This window comes from Agrobacterium sp. (genome assembly GCF_059499945.1).
Genome location: NZ_JCABZP010000020.1, coordinates 266,878 through 288,856, shown reverse-complemented (window position 1 = coordinate 288,856; position 21,979 = coordinate 266,878). Strand labels below are relative to the sequence as shown.

Sequence of the window (21,979 nt, the reverse complement as noted above, 5' to 3'; positions counted from 1 at the left end):
CGCGCGACATTTCCTGATGGTGCGGTTTGGCGTGTCCTTTGGCGCGCGGCGGTTGAACGTCGGCAACGCGCCCGCTTAACTGTCATAAGGCAAGTCGTTGCCCCTGCCTGGAAGCAGACATCGTCTTGGAAAGGAGCCCTGTCGCCTTCGCGCCAAAGGAAATCATATATGTGGCAGTCGCTCGCGAAAATGACAGCACCTGGCGAGCCAGCGGCCGTCGATTTCACCTACAACAGGTCACCAGCGAGTTTGACAAGGTGGGCGACTGATGTTGCCTTCATCTTTCGCATCATGTGGCCTCTGTGTAGCTTCACCGTTGGCTCTGCAAGCTGCAGCTCTGCTGCAATCTGCTTGTTCAGTTTACCGGCGATCACCAATGTCAAAATCTGTCGCTCGCGTTCAGTCAGCGTCATATACCGTGCTTGGGTGGCAGCTTTCGCTGCTTTTTCATCGCGGCGAGCGGCGTCATTGGCGATTGCGCGGTTGACGGCGTCTAGCAGATCCTGCTCACGGACCGGCTTACTGAGAACGTCAATGGCACCCGCCTTCATCGCCCGCACCGCCATGGGCACATCGACATGGGCGCTGATCAAGACTACGGACCGGGGAAGATCGCTCTTCGCCAAAACCTCCTGAAACTCCAGTCCGCTCTGACCGGGAAGGCGGATGTCGAGGACGATGCAACCGGCCTTTTCGGGATCGTCTGCAGCTATGAAATCCTTAATCGAGCCGTGTACCTCAGCGGCGAGCCCGACGGACTCGAAGAGGCCCTTTAGGGCTTCGCGCACGCTTTGATCGTCATCTATGACGATGACAGTGGGTTGCCTGTTCTTCCTGTCATCGATCAACGGCTGCGTCCTTGGAATTCGAGAGCGTGAAGGTGAATGAGCTTCCGCGAGGATGATTGGTTGTGGCCCAGATCCGCCCGCCGTGAGCTTCAACAATGGAGCGGCAGATAGAAAGACCCATCCCTATCCCGTCAGATTTCGTCGTATAGAATGGCTCAAATACCTGCTCGAGCTGTTCCGGCGGTATGCCACAACCTGTGTCGGAAACACTAACCTCGACTTCGCCCTCTGGACCTTGCCTACAACTGACTGTCATGACCGCTTCGGCGCCACGAGGTGTTGCTTCAGCGCTGTTCATGATCAGATTGAGAAGAACCTGCTGTAACTGGGTGCGGTCGCCCAAGATATCGACGGGTTCTGGCGTGAGGTCCATGACGATCTGCAAACCTCGCGATTGCAACTCTTCCCGAAGAAGAAAAAGCACATCACGTAGCGCCCGCTTGAAGTCGATCCTTTCCATCCGCACCGGCGATCTCCGGGCCATCCCGCGTATGCTGGCGACGATCTCGCCGGCGCGGTGGCCATCATGCACGATGCGTTCCGCGGCCAGACGAGCCTGTTCCAGATCTGTATGTCCGTCCTTAAGCCAGCGGAGGCAGGTTCCGGCATTCGTCACGATCGCCATGAGCGGCTGATTGATCTCGTGCGCAATGGAAACCGCCAGCTCGCCGATGGTCGTCAACCGTGTAACGTGCGCAAGGTGGCTCTGGCTCTGGCGAAGAGACTCTTCCGCCTGTTTGCGATCCTCGATGTCGACAACGACGCCGTACCATCGGACCACATTTCCTTCCGGATCGAGCAGGGGGCTTTGCTGCAGGTTGAACCACCTGTATTGGCCGTCGAACCGTCTGATACGGGCGTCTACTGGCTTAGGTTGTTTCGTCGCGACAACCTCTTCCCAACTCTCACGCATCCGTTCGACGTCATCGGGATGAAACATGCGATAGAAGCCGAAGCCGACAATCTCCTCGAAAGGCAGTCCGACGAAGTTGGTGAGATGCTGGTTCCAGTATTCGAGCTGCCCGTCGGGCGTACATGACCAGGCCATGGCAGGGATCGTGTTGATGATGAGCTTGAGTTTTTGTTCGCTCTTCCTTAGCGCCGCCTCACTCTCTTTTAGAGCGATCTCGGCCCGCTGCAGATTCTCGATGTCGATATTGACACCGAACCAGCGCACGACGCCATTCGCATCCGTCAGCTTTCGGCCTGAGAAATAGAACCAGCGGTACTGCCCATCAGCACCCCGAATGCGTCCTTTCAACCGGGTATGATCTGAACATTCGAGGTCGCGCTTCCAGATTTCCACCATCTCGGGAATATCGTCGGGATGATAGAGATCCAGAAAACCCCATTCGAGGATCTGGTCGGCAGGCCGCCCGGCATAGTCCAACCAACTCTGGTTGACGAAATCGGCGCTCCCGTCCGGGCGCGCTGACCACACGAGCACCGGAAGCGAATTGATGATGAGCCTGAGGTTCTCTTCGCTTGCCGCAAGCGCAGACTTCGTCTCCCTGAGCGCATCTTCAGCTCGTTTGCGATCTTCTATATCGAGAACGACCCCGTACCATTTGGCAACGTTTCCCTCAGAATCCAGCCGAGGTTTTTGCCGGAGGGAGCACCAGCGGTATTCGCCGTCCGCGCGCCTGAGCCGACCCTCGACTTCCCTTCCCGTCTTGGCAGCCATGATGCTCCGCCACTCGAAGGCCAGGCGGGTGGTGTCGGCCGGGTGGAACAGCCGATAGAAATTCTCCCCGGCTATCTCTGCGAGTGGCAAGCCGACATATTCGAGAAAGTGCTGACTGGCGAAGTCGAGCATGCCGTCGGACGTAGCCGACCATGCCATTGCTGGGATCAAATCGATGATCGCATCGGCTTCCTTGTGCTTGTCCAACTTTGTCCCTCACCGGTATGCGCGGCGCAACCGCCCTGCTTCAGGTTACGCGGTTTCGCGACGCCGCGTTAGGCGAGATTGATAGACGAAGGTCTATTTTCGCACTGCCTTGGTCTAGTTCTATGTGACCTAGATCGCAATTGAGAGCAGGCTTGAACCGGTCTATTCACAATAAAACCGAGTGGGTTAGCCCAAGTGGCCGCCCATCCCGGCCCAGGTTGAAGCGCCTGTTCCGACCGCAGCAGCCATACCTACGCATTTGCCAACACTACCAACATCGTCGATCGATCCGGAGGAACTCCCATGCCTCAACTTTCACGTCGCGCCTTCGGCACCCTGCCGATCGGCCTCATCGCGGGGAGCCTTTTCGGCGGCAGCCTGATAAGTTCCTCCTCTGTCCATGCGGCGACGCGGGAGGCGGCAAGCGCACCTGCTACGGTGACCCCGCTCGCACAGATCCGCATCGGACGGTTCACCGTGACGGCGCTGACGGACGGGTATGCAGACATGCCCTATGACTACTTTCCGGGACGCTCGGCGCCCGAGGTCGAAAAGGCGGCAAGCGCACAGTTTACCGCCCGGCCGAGTGGAGTTCGGTTCCTCTTCAATCAGTATCTCGTCGAGGATGGGGAGCGCCGCATCCTGATCGATGCTGGTGCGGCAGGCTCGATCGGACAGACCGGACAATTACCTCAGGCACTCGCTGCGCTCGGTCTGAAGCCCAGCCAGATCGACGCTGTCATCGTGACGCATATGCACCAGGACCACATGGGCGGGCTGGTCCTGGGAGGCAAGAACCAATACCCGGAAGCCGAGCTTTACATCGATCGTCGCGATGTCACCCATTGGACCGATCCGGCCAAACGCAACGGAGCGCCTGACTTTCTACAGACCAGCTTCAGAATGGCAGAGGAGGTCGTGCGGCTATATCCCAGGCTCCAGGCGATCGACGGAGAGCGGGAAATCGCGCCGGGCGTTTCGATCGTCGATCTGACCGGCCATACGCCCGGCCATATCGGCGTGCGGATCGAAGATGGCGGCAAGAGCCTGATCATGGTTTCGGACATGATTTTTCCGGTCGTGCACCCGGCCGCGACAGATGTGTTCTTCCTGTTCGAGCAGGACCGTGCCGCTGCGAAGGCCATGCGCGATCGCTTCCTTCCGCGTGCCGCATCGGAGGGAGCGCTCATCGCCGCCACGCACATGCCGTTCCCTGGGCTCGGCCGTGTCGTCTCCGATCGCGGGCAGATGCGTTGGGAAGTCGCAGACTGGGCCTTGCAGGACTGACTTCCGCACTTGGCGACCTTGAAGGCAGAGATTGCCAAGCCCAGAATTCGGCTGGCCAAATGGGTAGATCCAGGCTCGCACGGGGGATGCCCATGAAAGCCTGGCTGAGCAAGGAGATTAGGCATGCCATATCATTTCCTTGAGGTCGCTGTGACGCCTAGCGTCAGGGCCGCCCAGGCTGAGATGGGCGTAGAGCAGATTTGGCTGGGCAGTGACAGCCGCCCTTCAGACACCTTCACCGAAGACGAGATCGCCTTCATTGCCTCATGTGACAGCTTCTACATGGCATCGGTCTCCGAAACGGGTTGGCCATACGTTCAGCATCGTGGAGGGAATGTCGGCTTCCTCAAGGTCATAGATCAGCGAACAATGGCCTTCGCCGACTACCGGGGCAACCGTCAGTACATCAGCGCCGGCAATTTTGCGGCCAACGATCGGGCCTGTCTGTTCCTGATGGATTATGTGCGGCGGGCTCGGCTCAAAATCTATGCCTATGTGGAGCGACTTGCGCTTGACGCTGACCAGGAACTCACGGAACTGGTGTCCGACCCGACGTACAAAGGAAGGGCTGAGCGGATTTTCAAGCTCCGGCTCGAGGCGTTCGATTGGAACTGCCCGCAGCACATCACTCCACGCTACACCGAGCAACAGATTGAACAGGCGGTCGCTCCTCTTCGTGAGCGGCTGCAGCGACTGGAAACCGAGAACGCCACCTTGCGCGCGCGTCTGGAGAGCCCCGAACCATGATCGAAGCTGAACGATCACCTCTTCCCCGTTTTACATTCGAGAGCGCAACCGAGAAAGTCAGGCTTGCCGAGGACGGCTGGAACAGCCGCGACCCTGCCAGGGTCGCTTTGGCTTACAGCGTAGACAGCCAATGGCGAAACCGCGCTGAATTTGTGACCGGACGGGAAGCAATCCTTGCGTTTCTTTCGGCAAAATGGCGGCGAGAGCTGGATTACCGATTGATCAAGGAACTCTGGGCGTTCGGCGGCAATCGGATCGCCGTCAGATTTGCCTACGAGTGGCATGACGACAGTGGCAACTGGTTCCGATCGTTCGGGAACGAGAACTGGGAGTTCGACGATCGTGGCCTGATGCAAAGGCGCTATGCCAGCATTAACGACCGGCCTATTCCGGCCGCCGACCGCAGCTTCCGCTGGCCGCTTGGCCGCAGGCCAGATGATTACCCCGGTCTCAGCGACCTCGGTTTTTAGTCGAGCACAGCCAGTCTCTCTTTGCCCTCAACGGCAGCGGCTCAGGAGCCTGTCTTGGATCCTCGGTTTTCAGAACGCATTTTCCCAATGCACGAAGACGCCATTGAGGCCGATGCCTTCGTCAGCCTGCACAGGCTTTCACCCGAACATCTCCGGGCTGAGGAGGATTTCGGATGCCTTGTCATCAACGGCGGATGCACGATCTCGTTGCCAAGCGCACTGGCGATCGGCCTAAATCGTGTTCTGGGGCTGGGCTCTGTCGAAGATCTGGACAAAGCATATCATTGGATGCGAGCAAAGGCGGGGAACCGCTTCCTGCAATTGAATGTGGACGCTGTCTCGGACGAGGTGAGAAACTGGATCCAGACCAAGGGGCTGCCCGAGCACAGTCCCGGATGGGCAAAGCTTACCCGCAGCGCGCCTTTTAGCAACCTCGATGCGCCGGTCAGTGAGCGCACCCGAAAAGTTCAAGGCGACGAAGCCCTGCTCTTCGGATCGATGATGTGCAAGGGTTTCAACTTCCCGCCAAGCTTGACCGCCCTCTGGTCCGCCATTGTGGGTAAAGAGGGCTGGTCGTGTTTTTTCGCTCTTGATGATGAAACGCCTATCGGCACCGGCGCCATGTACGTCTCGGGTTCATATGCGTGGCTCGGTGGCGGTACCACAGTCCCCGAGTTTCGGAACCGGGGCGTTCAAAAGGCGCTCATCCAGGCTCGCACCGACTACGGTATCGCACAGGGCGTTTTGACGTTCGTCGTCGAAACAGAAGTACCCTCGGCTGGCAAGCTCAATATCTCCTATGACAACCTCAGAAAAATGGGCTTCCAGCACGCGTACAACCGGAAGAACTTCAAGCTTTAGCACATCTGGCGATCTTCTTTCAGGCCAGCGGGTGATTTTCTGGATCGTCACACAAAAGCCTGTTCCTCAACGGTTTGAGGGCAACTACACCGCGTCCTGATCATCGCAGGTGATGATGCCTGGAGGTCTTCCCCGACGACATAGTGAACCGCCATCTCTCTTATGTTGCGCCTCAAGCCTCTATGCAGCACTCCGCTGGCCTCCCGCTTAGGGCGTAAGAGCGGAATAGTTACCGCTTCGCGCCCCCATGTCGGTCGTCACGTCAAATTCGATCGTTTCCTCGAAGCAGACGTAGATCAGGCACTTGAAATGCGCACTCTCTGATGCTCCTAGCCGACATTTGCGTCGATCCAAGCGCGCGTCTGCTCAAGAACCTCGTCAGACAAGTCAGGATCGTCAACTGCCCTAGCGAGGATGACGGCTCCGATCATGGCCGCCCAGCTCCCGATCGCCGCGCGGCGGGCACCGGCCGAACCCCCGTCCGGAAGCGCCTGCTCAATACGTGCGACTTGGGAGCGCAGTCCCTCGGCCATGACGGCTTTCGCCGCGGGCGTCTGGTGACGAATGGCAGCCGCCAGGCCTGCCGTCGGGCATCCATTACCGGGATTATCCCGGTGACGCGGCGCCAGATAGGAGCGGACGAAATCGCTGAACCCGCCACCTTCAAAACTGTCTGCGCCGAGGGCGTGCGCAAGGGTCTGCGCCACCAGATCGTCTTTTGAGGTGAAGTGGCCGTAAAAGCCGCCATGGGTCATGCCGGCTGCTTTCATGACCTCCGCGACGCTTACAGCCTCGAACCCCTTGTCCTTAAACAACCGGCTGGCGACATCCAGAATTCGGCGTCGGTTTTCCGCCATCTGTTCTCGGCTGACCTTCATTTCAAAATTCTCCACGACGGCTGTTGACATTTACATGATGGTCATCATATTTAACTCAATCATGATGATCGTCATGAATATAAGGTCAGTTAGAGAAAAGAGCAATCCAATGAGCCAAATTCCTACAGTCCTGATCACCGGCGCCTCCACGGGCATTGGCGCAACCTATGCCGAACGCTTTGCACGCCGCGGACACGATCTGGTGCTGGTCGCCCGAGACGTGGTGCGTATGGAGACGCTTGCGAGCCGTCTGCGCCAGGAAACCGGTGTGACGGTCGTTACCCTCCAGGCGGATCTCACCCAGGCGACGGATCTCGCCAAGGTCGAGACCAGGCTGCGTGACGATGCGCGCATCGGCATTCTCGTCAACAATGCCGGAACGGCGATCGGCGGGACCTTCATCGATCAGAGCATCGATGACATGACCAAGCTCGTTGCGCTCAACGCGACCGCACTTGTCCGGCTTGCCAGGGCCATCGCTCCGCGTCTTGCCGAGGCCGGTGAGGGTGCGATCGTCAATATCGGTTCGGTCGTTGGCCTTGCCCCGGAATTCGGCATGACGGTCTACGGCGCGACCAAGGCTTTCGTTCTTTTCCTGTCACAGGGACTTGCGCAAGAACTTGGGCCGAAGGGTGTCTACATCCAGGCCGTTCTTCCTGCCACGACCCGGACCGAAATATGGGACCATGTCGGCGCTGACGTCAGCAAAATGAACAACGTGATGGAAGTGGGCGATCTGGTCGATGCGGCCTTGGTCGGGTTCGACCGCCGTGAGCCGGTTACTATCCCGCCGCTTCCCGACGCCGGCCAGTGGGACGCATTCGACCTCGCCCGCAAGACCATGATGGCCAACTTCGGTAATGCACTGCCTGGCGAACGTTACCGTAACCCTGCCTAAAGCGCGTGCGCCCATCCCGATAGATGGCCGTTTCTGCGGCAACAATATAGGTAAATCATGATCGACAAGACACTTTTCGAACCCTACGCTCTCGGCGGCATCACCCTTGCAAACCGCGTCGTTATGGCGCCCCTCACGCGCAATCGCGCCGCAGCGGGCCTCGTGCCGAGCGATCTCGCCACGGAATATTATGCCCAGCGCGCAAGCGCCGGACTGATTATCACCGAAGCGACGCAGGTTTCCAGGCAGGCCCAAGGCTACCAGGATACGCCCGGCCTCTACACGCCTGAGCAGATTGAGGGCTGGCGCAAGGTTACCGACGCGGTTCATGCCAAGGGCGGACGGATCTTCGTTCAGCTCTGGCATGTCGGTCGCGTCAGCCATGTTGATCTTCTTGGCGGTGACGCACCGGCCGCACCCTCGGCGATCCGTGCCGGGACCAAAACGTTCGTGAACAACGGTTTCGCCGACGTATCGGAGCCGCGTGCCCTTGAGCTTGATGAGCTTCCCGGCATCGTTAGCGATTTCCGCAAGTCCGCAGCCAATGCCATCAAGGCGGGCTTCGATGGCGTCGAGGTTCACGGGGCCAATGGCTATCTGCTGGAGCAGTTCGCAAAGGACGGCGCCAATGTCCGCACCGATGCCTATGGCGGTTCCGTCGAAAACCGCGCGCGCCTGATGCTCGAAGTCACCGCTGCGGTGGCGCAGGAAATCGGCGCTGAGCGCACCGGCATCCGGATTTCGCCAGTCTCACCCGCCAACGGTATCTCCTCCAGCGATCCCCAGACGCAATACAACTATATCGTCGATCAGCTCGATGCGCTCGGCATCGCCTACATTCATGTCGTTGAAGGTGCCACCGGTGGGCCGCGCGACGTCGCACCCTTCGATTACGGATCGCTGCGCGGCCGCTTCAGCAAGACGTATATCGCCAACAATGGCTATGATCTCGACCTTGCGACTTCGCATCTGGCCGATGACAAGGCGGATCTCATCGCCTTCGGTCGTCCCTTCATTGCCAATCCGGATCTCGTGGAGCGACTGCAAAGCGGCGCGCCGCTGGCTGAGATCAATCCGACGACGATCTACGGCGGAGGTGGTGCGGGTTATACCGACTATCCGCGCTTTACCGACACTTCGGGCATTTGAGCGATCAGGGGCCTCATTTCGGTGCGGCCCCTGTGATGCCGATCATCATCACCAATCCCTGACAATCAAAAGCAGCGCGGCCGGATGTCGCGCGCCAGATCGAGAAGAACGCTATGGCGACCGTTGCATCAAAAGAACAGAAGACTGCATTCGTGACCGGCGCCTCCAGCGGTATCGGCAAGGCGGCGGCATTGGCGCTTAGCAGCGCGGGCTACCGGGTGATCGGCACAAGCCGCAAGGCGGCACCCGGCGAGATCCGCGATGGCATCAGAATGATCGCTTGCGACGTGACCTCGGACGCTTCCGTTGCCGCCGCCGTGGCTCTGGCACATGTGGAACTCGGCCGCATCGACCTACTCGTCAACAATGCCGGCTACGCCGTATCCGGGGCCGCGGAGGAAAGTTCGATCGAGCAGGTTCGCGCGCTGTTCGACACCAACTTTCTGGGCGTCGTGCGGGTGACGAACGCAGTCCTTCCGATCATGCGTCAGCAGGGTGCTGGACGGATTCTGAACATCGGTTCGGTCGTTGGGCTTATTCCTGGTCCCTTCGGCGCGTATTACACGGCAAGCAAACACGCAATCGAGGGCTATTCCGAATCCCTGGACCATGAGGCGCGACCGTTCGGTATCCGGGTCGCCGTCATCGAGCCATGGGCGACGAAGACCTCCATCGAAGCCAACTCACCGCAGGGCGACCGCCCGGTTGCCGCCTATCGCGAGGTATTCGCCCGCTACCAGGCCGCGTTCAATGCAGCGATGGCGGCTGGCGACACGGCGGAGGATGTCGCAGCGACCATCCTTGCGGCAGCGCAGGCCCGGAAGCCGCGGCTGCGCTACCCCTCTGGCAAGGCTGCCCGACAGACCTCGTTTGCCCGGCGTTTCCTGCCGCGTGCGCTGTTCGATCGCATCCTGCGCAAGCAGTTCAACATCGCCTGAGATTATCCATTCACGTACCGGCCCGCGTGCGGGCAAGGCAGAGCCATCATGACCTACGCATCGATCAAGACTGCATCGACATATCGCTACCGCGATGCTCCCAACCGCTTCATCATGGCAGGCAACATCCGCTTTGCCTATCGCGAGCTTGGCCCGCGCGGCGGCGTTCCGCTGGTTCTTCTCAATCACTGGGGCGCCGTGCTGGATAATTTCGACCCGCGCATTGTCGATGGGCTTGCTGTCTCTCACCATATCATTGCGCTGGACTATCAGGGGATCGGCCTTTCCAGCGGAACGGCGCCAGTCACGATCGATGAAATGGCCCGCGATGTCATCGCCGTCATCAGTGAGCTGGGCTTCACCACGGTTGACCTCATGGGCTTCTCACTTGGCGGCTTCGTCGCCCAGGATATTGTGCTGAAAGCGCCCGATCTGGTGCGCAAGCTGATCCTCACCGGCACGGGACCTGCCGGCGGAACGGGTATTGCAAGGGTCGGAGCCGTCTCCTGGCCTTTGATCATCAAGGGCATGCTGACCTTGCAGGACCCCAAGACCTACCTGTTCTTCACGTCGTCAACCAATGGCCGCCGGGCAGCGAAGGACTTTCTGGCACGCCTCAAAGAGCGCCAGATCGATTGCGACGAGGAGCCGACACCACGCGCATTCCTGCGCCAGCTTAGCGCCATCAAGACCTGGGGCCGTCAGACACCGCAGGATCTGGGACGCATCCACATTCCCGTTCTCGTGGCCAACGGGGACAATGACATCATGGTGCCAACATCCAACAGCCGCGATATGGCGCGGCGCATCCCCAACGCCGAACTCGTGATCTACGAGGATGCCAGCCATGGCGGGATATTCCAATACCATGCCCAGTTCGTACCGAAAGCCCTGGCTTTCCTGGCTGCCTGACCTGACACTCGTTTCACACTGGAGAAAACCCGTGAAAGCCTTCGTCGTCGACAAATACAAGAAGAAGGGCGCGCTTCGTCTGGCCGACATGCCCGAACCTCAGATCGGTGCCAATGATGTGCTGGTTCGCATTGAGGCCACAGCGATCAACCTTCTGGATTCCAAGGTGCGCGATGGCGAGTTCAAGCTGTTCCTGCCCTATCGTCCACCCTTCATTCTCGGTCACGATCTGGCCGGAACGGTCTTGCACGTCGGCGCCAATGTGCGGCAGTTCAAGGCGGGCGACGAGGTCTCCGCCCGTCCGCGCGATCTCAGGGCAGGCACCTTTGCAGAGTTGATTGCGGTCGATGCCGCAGACCTCGCGCTGAAACCGACAAGCCTCTCCATGGAGGAGGCCGCCTCGATCCCGCTGGTCGGACTGACCGCCTGGCAGGCGCTGGTCGAAGTGGGCAAGGTCAAGCCAGGCCAGAAGGTCTTCATTCAGGCCGGTTCCGGCGGTGTCGGCACGTTTGCCATCCAGCTTGCAAAATATCTTGGCGCCACCGTGGCAACCACCACCAGTGCCGCCAATGCCGAGCTTGTCAAAAGCCTCGGTGCGGATGTGGTCATCGACTACAAGACGCAGGATTTCGAGCAGTTGCTGTCCGGTTACGATCTGGTGCTGAACAGCCAGGATGCCAAGACGCTGGAAAAGTCGGTGAATGTGCTGAAGCCCGGCGGGAAGCTGATTTCGATCTCTGGACCCCCGGACGTTCCCTTCGCCAAATCCCTGAAACTGAACCTGTTCTTGCGGTTCGTTATGCGGATGCTGAGCCGGGGCATTCTGAAAAAGGCAAAGAGCCGCAGCGTCGACTACTCCTTCCTGTTCATGCGCGCGCAAGGGCAGCAATTGAGCGAGATCGCCAAGCTGATCGACGCCGGCGCCATCCGTCCGGTCGTCGACAAGGTGTTCCCTTTTGCGCAGACGGCTGACGCCTTGGCTTATGTCGAAACCGGGCGTGCCAAGGGGAAGGTTGTTGTTGCCGTTGCACAATGACCGTCTCGCAAGCAGGCAGGTCGTTCTTTTCGAAGGATGATGTCCGCTTCGATGGCTCATGGGACAGGAGTGGACATTCTCCTCACGGCCCCATACCGGCCATCCTTCTCGTAGACAGTTGACGACGATGATTGCGGTACAGTTTTCTTCGGACTGACGGCATCGAGCGCTTGCCGAAGGAAGCGCAGTCGGGTCGTTTCCGGATAAGCGCGCCGAAACAACCGACCCAAGATGCTCTCGATCTCATCCTCATTCGAATGGCTGCACGCAATCATCTCGCCGATACCGATCAGAACAGCGCCATGCTCTGGCAATTTGCCCGAACGCACACGATACCTGACAAGGCGCGTCAGAACCGAGCCATCGCTCTTCCAGAGCCCTCCGGCTCCGCCTTTTCGCAGCAGTCCTGTAACATAAGCTCGCTGTAGATGGTTGGCGTCTCCCGTGCCTTCGCGGTCCCATCAGCCAAGCGACGGCTCTGAGGACACCGGGCGCGAGCTTTGGATCGGCTCTATCGTCCGTCATGGGTTGACCCGGAAATGTCCCGCCCTTTGGTAAGCCCATCGATGTAGAGCGCTGCGTCACGCGCCGCAGCCCCCTCCAGCCTCGATATGCAGAACGGCCATTTGCCTGCCATACGGTTCAGGCTGTTGGAAAGTAGATAGACCTCACGTTCGCCCTCGTGAGGCGTAAGCAGAAGATAACGGTCATGGAATGCCTGTCGCGGTCCATCGACCAGGTTGAGGACCGTTAGGCGACGGGCGGCATTGGGAATGCCGTCGCTTCGAAGGTCTCGCAGCACCGTTTGCAGTTCATTGAGCAGGTCTGGATTTGGTTCGTTTGTTTCCGGGTCGGATGTGAGCAGACTTGTGACGACGGTCAGATCGATGTCCAGACTCTCGAGCCGTAAAATGACCCGCTTCAGCGTATCGATCCCGAAGTAAGGATCGACGATCGTGCCGGCGCTAACGCGCGCGCCATCCAGCAAACTATTGAAGTGAGCGATGACGCCGACTTCCTCTGAAATGCCTCGTTGAAACCAGCGGTCGCTGCCTGATGGGGGCACTAGCCTATGCGTAAGCGCCCGCATGGTGGTTCGGTGGATCTCGAAGGCCGTATCGTTTTCCGCGCCGATCATCGATCGGTTCGTGGATCGCGTCCGAACTTTAGATGCGCGGTCTTGCAATTCCGATCCGAGTCCCTGCGCCGAGCGAGTCAACGGGTCGTTGATAGCGAGCGTTGGTCCCATCGCAGACATGTTGAGACCGATACGGAGAAGAAGCGAATGCTCCTCGAACTGGATCAGCATGCCTGACGGATCAAAGACAGATATCTTGTAATGATCGAACGGGACCGCTGTCACTGTCTCCGACACCGCAGGCCGTAAGGCAGTCAACTTGGAGAAAACCAGCTCCGCTCCGAGTTCCAGTTCGACATGGACCGAGCAGCCCTCACGATCTGCTGCTCTGGCACATTCGGTTGAAGGCCTCCCTGCCATCATTGATACTGGCAGATGCACGTGTCAGGTTGTAAGTCGCAAGGGGCAAGCTTTTTCCAATCATTTACGAATAAAAAGGTCGTCGATGCCTAATAGGCGGAGTTGCATGGCCACAAGCGTTACTTATTTCAAGGGTTCTCTTGATGCCTGTATTCTCTCGGCGGCGTCTCCAGCAGATGCTTGATGATCTTTCGGCTTATCTCGATCAAGAAAAAGCCCGCGATCTCGTTCAGAGGCTCGAATCGAAGAAAGTCGATCAGGCGCTGCCAGGCGAAATGGAATTGGCGATATTGTGGGCGATTTCGAACACCGGCGACATCGTCATCGAGCCGGAGTGGTGGGGTGACAACCGGCGGCCGGATGCTGTCTCCGAGACCATTGTGTTGGGCACGCAGGTTGCTGTTGAAATCGCGGCGGCCACGGATAATTCGATTTCGCCAGAAGAGGCGATGGATCGCGTTGCTCTTTCCATTACTGAGTTCTGCAACCGGCTGTCGAAGGGAGCAGGTGATCACTTCTATTTTCGTTTCGGCGAGACCACAAAACGCCTCGAGGGACGAAGCTTTCGACAAGTTCTGGCTCCTTCTGATTTTCAGTTGAGTGAAGAGCTGGGGAAGAGGTTGAGGGAATGGGTACGCGAAGATCGATTTAAGTCAGAGAAAATCACTCTAAGTGAGCCAGGGCTTTTGGTGGAGGTGGAATGGAAAAGCTATCGCCAGATCCGATACCATAACATCTGGACATCCTTGCCGCCCCAGGCTTATTCGCTCGAAGAGAACCCGCTTTTCGCGCTTCTTCGCCGAAAGGCAGATCAACTCCGCGCGGCGACAACAGGAACAGTCCGCATCATCGTCGTCGCTGATGTTGGATCGACCCTTTTGAACCGCATGGGTAAGATCGGGGAAAATGATCCGGGGGGACGAAATTTTTCCGCGCGGCAGATCATTCACCGCTTTGTCCAATTACACAGCCGGAAGATTGACGGCGTCGTGGCATTGAGTCCGAGAAAGGAGCTGCGAATGGGGAGTAGCGAACGAAAATGGGTAGCTCGGGGCTTCTATACCGAGGCCGGCGAAAATGCGTGTGTGGCGCTTGTGAAAATCCTTGAGGCCTTGCCACTTCCACGTTTCGCTGGATATCAGGCTAGGTCGTTATTCCGTCAGGGCTGTTTTTCACCGAAGGCAATGGGATGGTATCTGGGGCTAAGCATGGAGAGTAAACTTCGAGATAGGAATGATCCGAATAGCGGGCGACAGGAAAGCGTGAGAATTCCTGCACGGATGTTCTTGGATCTTATGGCGGGACGCATCACCGAGGCACAGTTTCGGTACTTCCTCGGTGAAAGAAATGGTGAAAAAAATTTCCTCGCCAATTGGCTCGACAAGGGCCTGACAATCTCAGGTGCGGAATTGGCGCCAAGGAATCTGGACGAGGAAAACGATCACATAATCCTTCATTTCAGTGATGATCCAGTTGCTCGCCCGTTAACAGTGAAAGGATAGACTTAGCAAAGGGGAAATCTCGTGCGCGGGTAAACTGGCACCAAATCGGTCAGTTCGTCACTTGAGGTGGATGTCCGAGTTGGGGCACAATGGACCAAGTGGAAATGATTTCCGCAGATGCGCTTATTAACTAGCTGAATTTGCAAGTCTCCATAGAATCAGGCCCCCGCAACCAAATTAGCCCGCTTCATGCGGGCTCTTTTGTTGTCAACGGAAGATTTACGCCACGCTATCCAACAATAGCCGAGGACTATCATCCGGCGCGCCGCAATAACACATTGGCGGTGGCTCCTCCGACTCGGAGGACTTCAGGCTTCGACAGGTTCGCTGACATCATCCAGGAGAAAGTGCACGATCACATAGCGCGTCGTGTATTTCTGACCGCTATCGGAGACGCTCTCGACGCTGCCGCCGTCGGAGGGATGCCATTTCTGATAGTGGGGGTTGTTGGTAATCAGCGTGATCGCCTTGCCCGAGAAGCTGCCATTCAGCCGATAGCGAGCCTCTGCCAGGCTCCAGATCTTCTCAAAATCCTCCTGGCTGATCCGGACTTTCAAGGCTTTTCTGGAGGTGGCTTTTCCAGGCGAGCCATCGTCGCTTGCCGCCGGTGGAACATGCAGGTCAACCTCTTCCGCACCATCAAGCAGAAAGGCAAATTCGTCTGGCCACATCCGTCTCACGTATCGCTCCTCCCAAAGCTTACCGCCCCACAGCACAATCATGATAGCGCGTCCGCCGCGAGAGGCAATGGCGGAAATGTACCTGCGTTTCGAATGCCCGGAACTTGAAATTGGCCGGGAGATCGTGCTTGTTCACGATCAGCAGGGCGCGTTTGCGTCCACCGTCAGTTGAGAACTGCATCGAGGAGTAAGGCATGAAGAAGCTCATCAACGATCCAGCCACCGTTGTGCGGGACATGCTTGAAGGGGTGGTGGCGCTTAGCCCTGCGACGGTCCTGCTAGCAGATGAGAATGTTGTGATCCGGTCTGGTCTTCCGGAAACGGAAAAGCGGAAGGTGGCGGTCCTGTCGGGTGGAGGCAGTGGACACGAGCCAGCCCATGCCGGCTATGTCGGTGCGGGCATGCTGACCGTGGCGGTGGCAGGCGATGTCTTCACTTCGCCCAGCACCGATGCGGTTCTTGCCGGTATCAAGGCTGCAGCCGGCCCCGCCGGCGCTCTGGTTATCGTCAAGAATTATACGGGCGACCGGCTGAATTTCGGATTGGCGGCCGAGCTGGCAAGGGCTGAAGGAATTCCGGTCGAGATCGTGGTCGTTGCCGATGATGTCGCGCTGAAGGACACGGTTCCCGCCGATCGCCGCCGAGGTATTGCGGGTACGGTGCTTGTTCACAAAGTCGCGGGCGCGGCCGCGGAGCAGGGACTTCCCCTTCAGGAGGTGGCCCGGATCGCCCGGGAAGCCGCCGAAAAACTGTCCTCCATGGGAGTATCGCTGGGGTCCTGCACGCTCCCTGCTGTCGGCAGGCCGGGCTTCGTCCTTGGCGACGCTGAAATCGAGGTCGGGCTTGGAATCCATGGCGAGCAGGGTGTAAGACGGATGCCTGTCGCATCGGCGGACGAGCTTGTGAAGCTGGTGCTTGAAACGATCGAAGCCGATGGCAGGCTGAAGAGCGGAGACCGGGTGGCGCTCCTGGTCAACGGGCTGGGATCAACGCCGCCAATGGAACTTGCGGTCGTGGCGCGATCAGCGGTCGCACGCCTGGAAGCGAAGGGCGTCGCGGTCGAGCGGGCCTGGGCCGGCACTTTCCTCTCCGCTCTCGACATGCCGGGCTTTTCACTGTCGGTCATGCATGTGGACGATGCAAGGCTGAGCCTCATGGATGCGCCAACCGATGCCGGTGCATGGCCGCGCGGCGGTGCGGTGAACCGTGAGCGGGTCCTGCCTTCGGCAGGCGTCGAGAAGAGTGTGACTGCGGAAAACACGATAACGGCAGCCGGTGAGCGATTGCGTGCCGCCGCAGAGCTGGTTGCCGGAGCCTTGATCGCCGCGGAGCCCAAATTGACGCAGCTGGACAGTGTTACGGGCGACGGTGACCTCGGAACAAGCATGGTGCGGGGCGCTGAAGCGATCCTGGCGCTGCCCATGGAGAGCTTCGCAGATGTCTCCGGAGGATTGATGGCGATGGCAAACGCGATGCGCAAGGCAATCGGCGGAAGCTCTGGCCCCTTTTACGCCACGGGCCTGATGCGCGCCTCGCGCCATCTTGCCGGCATCGAAAAGCCGACGGCCCAGCAGATGGCGGAAGCATTCGTTGCCGCCGTTGCCGCGGTGTCTGAACTCGGTGGTGCGAGGCCGGGGGACCGCACGATGATAGATGCGCTTCATCCGGCGGCAGAAACCTTCCGGGATAAACTCGCAGGTGGAGCTTCGGCCGCGGAAGCCTGGCGATCCGCGGTGGCGGCAGGCGTTGCCGGCGCCGAGGCGACGGCCTCCATGAAGCCGAGGCTCGGGCGCGCGAGCTATCTTGGCGAGCGGGCTGTCGGACATCTCGATGCAGGAGCGGTCGCCGTCAGTATCTGGCTTGAAGCACTCGGGAGCGATGAGCGCTGATGGGCCGTGGGCCGGCACAGGCATGGCGTCGCCCGATGCCGTGAATATATTGCGCCGGCTCTGCCGGGCCTGAAGCTCAGATACGCCGCGCCTTGATCGTGTTCATGACGAAGCTGGTCTCGATGGTGTCGACGCATTTCAGCTTGGCAATCTTGTCCTTGATGAAGCGCTCGTAATCCTCCAGCCCACCGCACATGACCTTGAGCATGTAATCCCTCGGACCCGTGACCAGGTGACATTCGAGAACCTCGTCCCAGTCAAGAACGGCCGCCTCGAACATGCGGATTTCGTCATCGTGCTGACGGCTGAGGCGGATGGAGGCAAGGGCAGTCATCGTCCACCCCTCGATTGCCGGATCGATGATGGCGGAATATCCTTTGATCGCGCCTATCTCTTCCAGGCGTCGAAGCCGTCGCAGGCACGCCGATGCCGAAAGTCCGACCCGCTCGGCAAGTTCGTTGTTCGTGATCCGCGCATCGGCAGACAGTTCCTTGAGTATCCTGCTGTCGATCGGGTCTGCAATTTTCTGCGACATAAATGACCATTCTCCGCAATATATTGCTTAATGAGATAGTCCGACGCTTCAGAATGCAAGATATTTTGGTTTCACTGCGTGTAATCTGCAGGTAATTCAACGCCAGCTGAGGGATCATCGGAAATGACCGCGCCGCATCCATCCAAAACCCATATCGGCAACCACGCTCTCCATCCTGAAACCCAGATGCTCAATTATGGGTATGATCCGGAATTGTCGGAGGGCGCCGTAAAGCCTCCCGTGTTCCTGACATCGACCTTCGTCTTCAAATCGGCAGAAGACGGGCGCGACTTCTTCGACTACGTCTCCGGGCGCAAGGAGCCGCCGGAGGGCAGGGGCGCAGGCCTCGTCTATTCGCGTTTCAACCATCCGAACAGCGAGATTGTCGAGGATCGTCTTGCCGTTTACGAACGGACGGAGAGCTGCGCGCTCTTCTCCTCCGGCATGTCCGCCATTTCGACGACGCTTTTCGCCTTCGTCCGGCCGGGCGACACCGTGCTCCACTCCCAGCCCCTGTATGGCGGCACGGAGACGCTGCTGGCGAAGACCTTCCATAATTTCGGCGTCTCGGCAGTGGGTTTCGCCGACGGTGTCAGCGAGACCTCGGTGATATCAGCTGCAGAGGAGGCGATGGCGAAGGGCAGGGTGTCTGTCATCCTCATCGAGACCCCGGCCAATCCGACAAACAGCATTGTCGACGTCGCGATGATAGGCCGGGTTGCCGATGTTATCGGCGAAAAGCAGGGGCACAGGCCGATCATCGCCTGCGACAATACGCTTCTTGGGCCCGTATTCCAGCGACCCATCGAGCATGGCGCCGATATCTCGCTCTATTCACTGACGAAGTACGTTGGCGGGCATTCCGACCTCATAGCCGGGGCGGCGCTCGGCCGGAAGGATGTCATGAAGCAGGTGAAGGCGTTGCGTGGGGCAATCGGCACGCAGCTCGATCCGCATTCATGCTGGATGCTCGGACGCTCCCTTGAGACGCTGCAAATCCGGATGGAGCGGGCGAACAGCAACGCCAAGGTCGTGGCGGAATTCCTGAACGCGCATCCCAAGGTCGAAAAAATCCATTACCTGCCGTTCAGCGATCCGGCATCCGCAGTTGGCAAGGTGTTTGCCGCACAATGCTCCGGTGCGGGATCGACCTTCTCGTTCGACATCGTCGGCGGGCAGGCTGCCTCTTTCAAATTCCTGAATGCGCTCAACATATTCAAACTCGCGGTAAGTCTCGGCGGTACGGAGTCTCTTGCTTCTCACCCCGCGACGATGACGCATTCGGGAGTTCCTGCCGATGTCCGCCAGCGCATCGGTGTGCTGGATTCCACGATCCGGCTGTCAATCGGCATCGAACATCCCGATGATCTTGTCGCAGACCTGACCCTCGCCCTGGATCAGGCCTGACGACAGGTAGCTGACAATCTGTAACCGAGCGCCAGCGGCTATAAAGGTTGTCCTGTGCAGGTGGATCGATGTATCTGGGGGGGGGGAACTTCACTTGAACCTGCAGGCACATGGAAACGTCGCTTTATCTGCCCATCAAGGGCTTTCTCGAAAAGGCGGGCTACGCCGTCAAGGGCGAGGTTGGCGGTTGCGACCTCGTCGGCCTGAGCGATGACGATCCGCCTGTTGTCGTGATTTGCGAGCTGAAACTGAGCTTCAATCTGGAACTCATCTTGCAGGCTGTCGATCGCGCAGCCATTGCGGACGAGGTCTGGATCGCGGCTCGGGTTTCAGCCAGGGGCAAAGGCCGCGAGGCCGACAGACGTTACCGCGATCTTTGCCGCAGGCTCGGGATCGGCATGCTCGGCATCTCCGATACCGGTGAGGTCAGCGTGATCGTTGGTTCCATATCACCGATGCCGCGAACCAATCCGAAACGGCGGTCGCGGCTGATGCGCGAACACCAGAGGCGACGCGGCGATCCGACGGCAGGCGGCAGCACGCGCGCACCGATCATGACCGCGTACCGCCAGCAGGCGCTCGGCTGCGCCCTGGCGCTGGCATCAGGGCCGATGCGGGTGCGTGAAGTCAGATCCAGCGTACCGGATGCCGGAAAGATCCTGCTTTCGAATGTTTACGGCTGGTTCGAACGGCAGGACCGAGGAGTCTATGGTTTGACCCAGGCCGGCCGTGAAGCACTACAGCGATGGCCGCAGCAGGATACGCCGGCAACTGACACTGTTACCGGCTGATTTGTTTCAGCAATGGAGGCTCGCGCCGCCACAAGATGCGACCGGCCACACGGCCGGCTCCACATCACTGCTTTGCTGCGATTGCTTCCTTTACCGCCAGCTCCGCCATGGCCAGTGCAGCATCGCGGGTTTTGGCCGCAGCCACAAACCGGCCGTTATGGCAGAAGGTCGCGCCTTCGACGCCACAAACCGCTTCGAGATCTTTGTCCGTCAGGCCGGCCCAAGCTGCCGGCAGGTCGGCACGCAGCTCAAAGCCCTCATCCGCGCGGCGGATACCGGTCAGACACCAGTCGCTGTTGCGCGGGTGAACGACAAAGAGCAGATGGTCGGCGCCTGCCTTCATGATGGCGGGTCGAAACGGCATTCCTACCGGCAGTTCCAGAATATGTCCCTCACCGGCATCCACGATAGCCCGGTTCACAAGCGCTTCGGCCCGCAATTTTGCAGCGCTGTTGGCAATCTTTGCCTCCACGAAGCTGCGGGCAACGGCCAGCGCCGCGTGGAAACTGCGATTATCCGCTTCGGGATCGGTCTCGTCGAAAACAGGTTTCAGAGTTTCCAGCAGGACGGGCAGGGTCAGCCCAGCGAGCTGCCCGGCGATGGAGGGGCTGAGCGCACCATTGTCGACCAGATCGACCGGCAGCACGAAGCTGGTATCGAAAGAGGTGTGAATGGCTTCGATATGGTCTTCAGGAACGCCGGAGGCGGCAAGATAGTCGCGGCCGAAATGCTTCCAGATCAGGCCGAACGAGCTATAGGGTTGACCGTCGTCCCGTAGTGGTGCGCCGCGCTGGTGGTGATCAAATATTCCCGCCGTTGGGTCATAAGCACCTCCGACGTCGTAGATGATGCGGTTCGCGCCGGGCGTAATCCATTCGGACGCCCTGCTGCGGATGAGGCGGGCCTGCGGGAAAAGCCGGGTGAGCACGACGCTGGATAGGAGTTCGTCGGCGTGGAAGCCACCGGAATGGGTGACGAGGAAGTCCGGGATCATGTCAGGATGCGCCTTGTTGCTTGCGGAATATCCGCCTGAGATTGAGGCACCTGATATCCTTTGCCGGACGCTATCTCAACCCGCCATTCGTCACAGGGATCAAAAGCAATGCCATGCCGGACGACGTCGGTGGATCGAACCAGCCGACGTCGTCAGCGCTGTCAGTCTCTGTGAGTATATCCCGGGCGCATCGTCCAATTATTCTGCGGCGATTGTTACTCTTTCAAACCGTGCTTTAACAAGCAAAGCAGCTTCTGCGATTGCCTGATTTACCCGCGCGTTTATGGCAGGCGAAAGCTCGCCTTCTATGAAGTCCCGGCCAGAGGTGTAGATTGCGGTCGGTGCCACGAAGGCTTCGAAAAATGCAAATAGCGGTCTGAGCTGATGCTCCACCACAAGTGAATGCCGGTCTCCGCCGCCTGTCGCCGTCAGGATGACGGGCTTGCCTCTGAGGTCGGCGGGGTCGAGAAGATCGATGACGTGTTTAAAGAGGCCGGTATAGCTGCCCTTGTAGGTCGGTGAGCCGATCACCAGAGCTTCGGCATCGATGATTGTCTGGACAATCCGCCGCGCGTTACCATCGAGATCCGCCACGGATCGTGCCGAGCTCAATGATGCCCCGAGATCCTCGATGTCGAAAACCTGATGCTGCAGGCCCAGTTGCCCGGCCAGCGCTTCGCTGACGTTTTCGACAAAGCGCTTCGTGCTGGATGGGCGCGATGTGTTGCCGGAGAAACCGACGATCAGATTGTTGCTCATTGACGTTCT

The 21,979-nt window shown here is 59.0% G+C and carries 21 protein-coding genes; 13 read left to right on the top strand and 8 right to left on the bottom strand.

From position 1 onward, the window contains the following. Window positions 1-227: 227 nt before the first annotated feature. Window positions 228-848, bottom strand: a complete 621-nt coding sequence (locus tag AC5I5B_RS24270) for a response regulator transcription factor (RefSeq protein WP_035262605.1) — start codon at window positions 846-848, stop codon at window positions 228-230. Then, window positions 838-2,739 carry a PAS domain S-box protein gene (locus AC5I5B_RS24265; RefSeq protein WP_174055182.1) on the bottom strand — a complete coding sequence of 634 codons (1,902 nt, stop codon included), beginning with the start codon at window positions 2,737-2,739 and terminating at the stop codon, window positions 838-840. The genes AC5I5B_RS24270 and AC5I5B_RS24265 overlap by 11 nt, the downstream gene beginning before the upstream one ends. Before the next feature lie 303 nt (window positions 2,740-3,042). Between AC5I5B_RS24265 and AC5I5B_RS24260 the strand changes: the two genes are divergently transcribed. From AC5I5B_RS24260 to AC5I5B_RS24245, 4 genes are all read left to right on the top strand, one after another. Beyond that, window positions 3,043-4,026: an MBL fold metallo-hydrolase gene (locus AC5I5B_RS24260; RefSeq protein ID WP_035262610.1), complete on the top strand. Its 984-nt coding sequence runs from the start codon at window positions 3,043-3,045 to the stop codon at window positions 4,024-4,026. 123 nt (window positions 4,027-4,149) lie between these two features. Continuing rightward, window positions 4,150-4,773 carry a pyridoxamine 5'-phosphate oxidase family protein gene (locus tag AC5I5B_RS24255; protein WP_035262613.1) on the top strand — a complete coding sequence of 208 codons (624 nt, stop codon included), beginning with the start codon at window positions 4,150-4,152 and terminating at the stop codon, window positions 4,771-4,773. After that, complete coding sequence (locus AC5I5B_RS24250; protein WP_174055180.1) at window positions 4,770-5,243, top strand: nuclear transport factor 2 family protein; 474 nt, start codon at window positions 4,770-4,772, stop codon at window positions 5,241-5,243. The genes AC5I5B_RS24255 and AC5I5B_RS24250 overlap by 4 nt, the downstream gene beginning before the upstream one ends. A 54-nt stretch (window positions 5,244-5,297) precedes the next feature. Beyond that, a complete protein-coding gene (locus tag AC5I5B_RS24245; protein WP_336510263.1) occupies window positions 5,298-6,104 on the top strand; it encodes a GNAT family N-acetyltransferase in 807 nt (268 codons plus the stop codon). Between the two features lie 329 nt (window positions 6,105-6,433). Here AC5I5B_RS24245 and AC5I5B_RS24240 read toward each other — a convergent pair whose 3' ends face one another. Beyond that, entirely contained in the window at window positions 6,434-6,982 is a 549-nt protein-coding gene (locus tag AC5I5B_RS24240; protein ID WP_003504079.1) for a TetR/AcrR family transcriptional regulator, read from the bottom strand. 109 nt (window positions 6,983-7,091) lie between these two features. On the opposite strand from AC5I5B_RS24240, the gene AC5I5B_RS24235 reads away from it, so the two are divergent. The 5 genes from AC5I5B_RS24235 to AC5I5B_RS24215 all read left to right on the top strand — a co-directional run bounded on the left by AC5I5B_RS24235 (window position 7,092) and on the right by AC5I5B_RS24215 (window position 11,915). Further along, window positions 7,092-7,880, top strand: coding sequence for an SDR family NAD(P)-dependent oxidoreductase (locus AC5I5B_RS24235; RefSeq protein ID WP_003504080.1), 789 nt, complete (start codon window positions 7,092-7,094; stop codon window positions 7,878-7,880). 57 nt (window positions 7,881-7,937) lie between these two features. Next, window positions 7,938-9,029 carry an alkene reductase gene (locus AC5I5B_RS24230; RefSeq protein WP_495752872.1) on the top strand — a complete coding sequence of 364 codons (1,092 nt, stop codon included), beginning with the start codon at window positions 7,938-7,940 and terminating at the stop codon, window positions 9,027-9,029. Between the two features lie 113 nt (window positions 9,030-9,142). Next, a complete protein-coding gene (locus tag AC5I5B_RS24225) occupies window positions 9,143-9,967 on the top strand; it encodes an oxidoreductase (protein WP_174055178.1) in 825 nt (274 codons plus the stop codon). A 48-nt stretch (window positions 9,968-10,015) separates the two neighbouring features. After that, window positions 10,016-10,879, top strand: coding sequence for an alpha/beta fold hydrolase (locus tag AC5I5B_RS24220; RefSeq protein ID WP_051671884.1), 864 nt, complete (start codon window positions 10,016-10,018; stop codon window positions 10,877-10,879). A 31-nt stretch (window positions 10,880-10,910) separates the two neighbouring features. Beyond that, complete coding sequence (locus AC5I5B_RS24215; protein ID WP_174054738.1) at window positions 10,911-11,915, top strand: zinc-binding dehydrogenase; 1,005 nt, start codon at window positions 10,911-10,913, stop codon at window positions 11,913-11,915. Between the two features lie 511 nt (window positions 11,916-12,426). Here the strand turns inward: AC5I5B_RS24215 and AC5I5B_RS24210 are convergent. Then, the gene (locus AC5I5B_RS24210; RefSeq protein ID WP_272872373.1) at window positions 12,427-13,413 is read right to left on the bottom strand and encodes a VPA1262 family N-terminal domain-containing protein; all 987 of its coding nucleotides are present in this window, start codon (window positions 13,411-13,413) and stop codon (window positions 12,427-12,429) included. A gap of 176 nt (window positions 13,414-13,589) precedes the next feature. Between AC5I5B_RS24210 and AC5I5B_RS24205 the strand changes: the two genes are divergently transcribed. Beyond that, on the top strand, window positions 13,590-14,915 hold the full coding sequence (locus tag AC5I5B_RS24205; protein ID WP_174054737.1) for a hypothetical protein: 1,326 nt from the start codon (window positions 13,590-13,592) through the stop codon (window positions 14,913-14,915). A gap of 308 nt (window positions 14,916-15,223) precedes the next feature. Here the strand turns inward: AC5I5B_RS24205 and AC5I5B_RS24200 are convergent, their stop codons facing one another. After that, complete coding sequence (locus tag AC5I5B_RS24200) at window positions 15,224-15,586, bottom strand: hypothetical protein (RefSeq protein WP_060724383.1); 363 nt, start codon at window positions 15,584-15,586, stop codon at window positions 15,224-15,226. A 203-nt stretch (window positions 15,587-15,789) separates the two neighbouring features. Between AC5I5B_RS24200 and AC5I5B_RS24195 the strand changes: the two genes are divergently transcribed. Continuing rightward, window positions 15,790-17,484 (top strand): dihydroxyacetone kinase family protein, encoded by a 1,695-nt coding sequence (locus AC5I5B_RS24195; RefSeq protein ID WP_174054736.1) that lies wholly within the window; start codon window positions 15,790-15,792, stop codon window positions 17,482-17,484. Window positions 17,485-17,560: 76 nt separating this feature from the next. Here AC5I5B_RS24195 and AC5I5B_RS24190 read toward each other — a convergent pair whose 3' ends face one another. Beyond that, window positions 17,561-18,019, bottom strand: coding sequence for an Lrp/AsnC family transcriptional regulator (locus tag AC5I5B_RS24190; RefSeq protein WP_003504223.1), 459 nt, complete (start codon window positions 18,017-18,019; stop codon window positions 17,561-17,563). A gap of 123 nt (window positions 18,020-18,142) precedes the next feature. Here AC5I5B_RS24190 and AC5I5B_RS24185 point away from each other — a divergent pair, with 123 nt between their 5' ends. Further along, window positions 18,143-19,426, top strand: a complete 1,284-nt coding sequence (locus tag AC5I5B_RS24185; RefSeq protein ID WP_003504226.1) for a cystathionine gamma-synthase family protein — start codon at window positions 18,143-18,145, stop codon at window positions 19,424-19,426. Between the two features lie 110 nt (window positions 19,427-19,536). Beyond that, a complete protein-coding gene (locus AC5I5B_RS24180; protein ID WP_087745328.1) occupies window positions 19,537-20,217 on the top strand; it encodes a DUF2161 domain-containing phosphodiesterase in 681 nt (226 codons plus the stop codon). A gap of 64 nt (window positions 20,218-20,281) precedes the next feature. Here the strand turns inward: AC5I5B_RS24180 and AC5I5B_RS24175 are convergent, their stop codons facing one another. Both AC5I5B_RS24175 and AC5I5B_RS24170 read right to left on the bottom strand, forming a co-directional pair. After that, on the bottom strand, window positions 20,282-21,211 hold the full coding sequence (locus AC5I5B_RS24175) for an MYG1 family protein (protein ID WP_174054735.1): 930 nt from the start codon (window positions 21,209-21,211) through the stop codon (window positions 20,282-20,284). 198 nt (window positions 21,212-21,409) lie between these two features. After that, window positions 21,410-21,970 carry an NAD(P)H-dependent oxidoreductase gene (locus AC5I5B_RS24170; protein WP_174054734.1) on the bottom strand — a complete coding sequence of 187 codons (561 nt, stop codon included), beginning with the start codon at window positions 21,968-21,970 and terminating at the stop codon, window positions 21,410-21,412. Window positions 21,971-21,979: the final 9 nt, after the last annotated feature.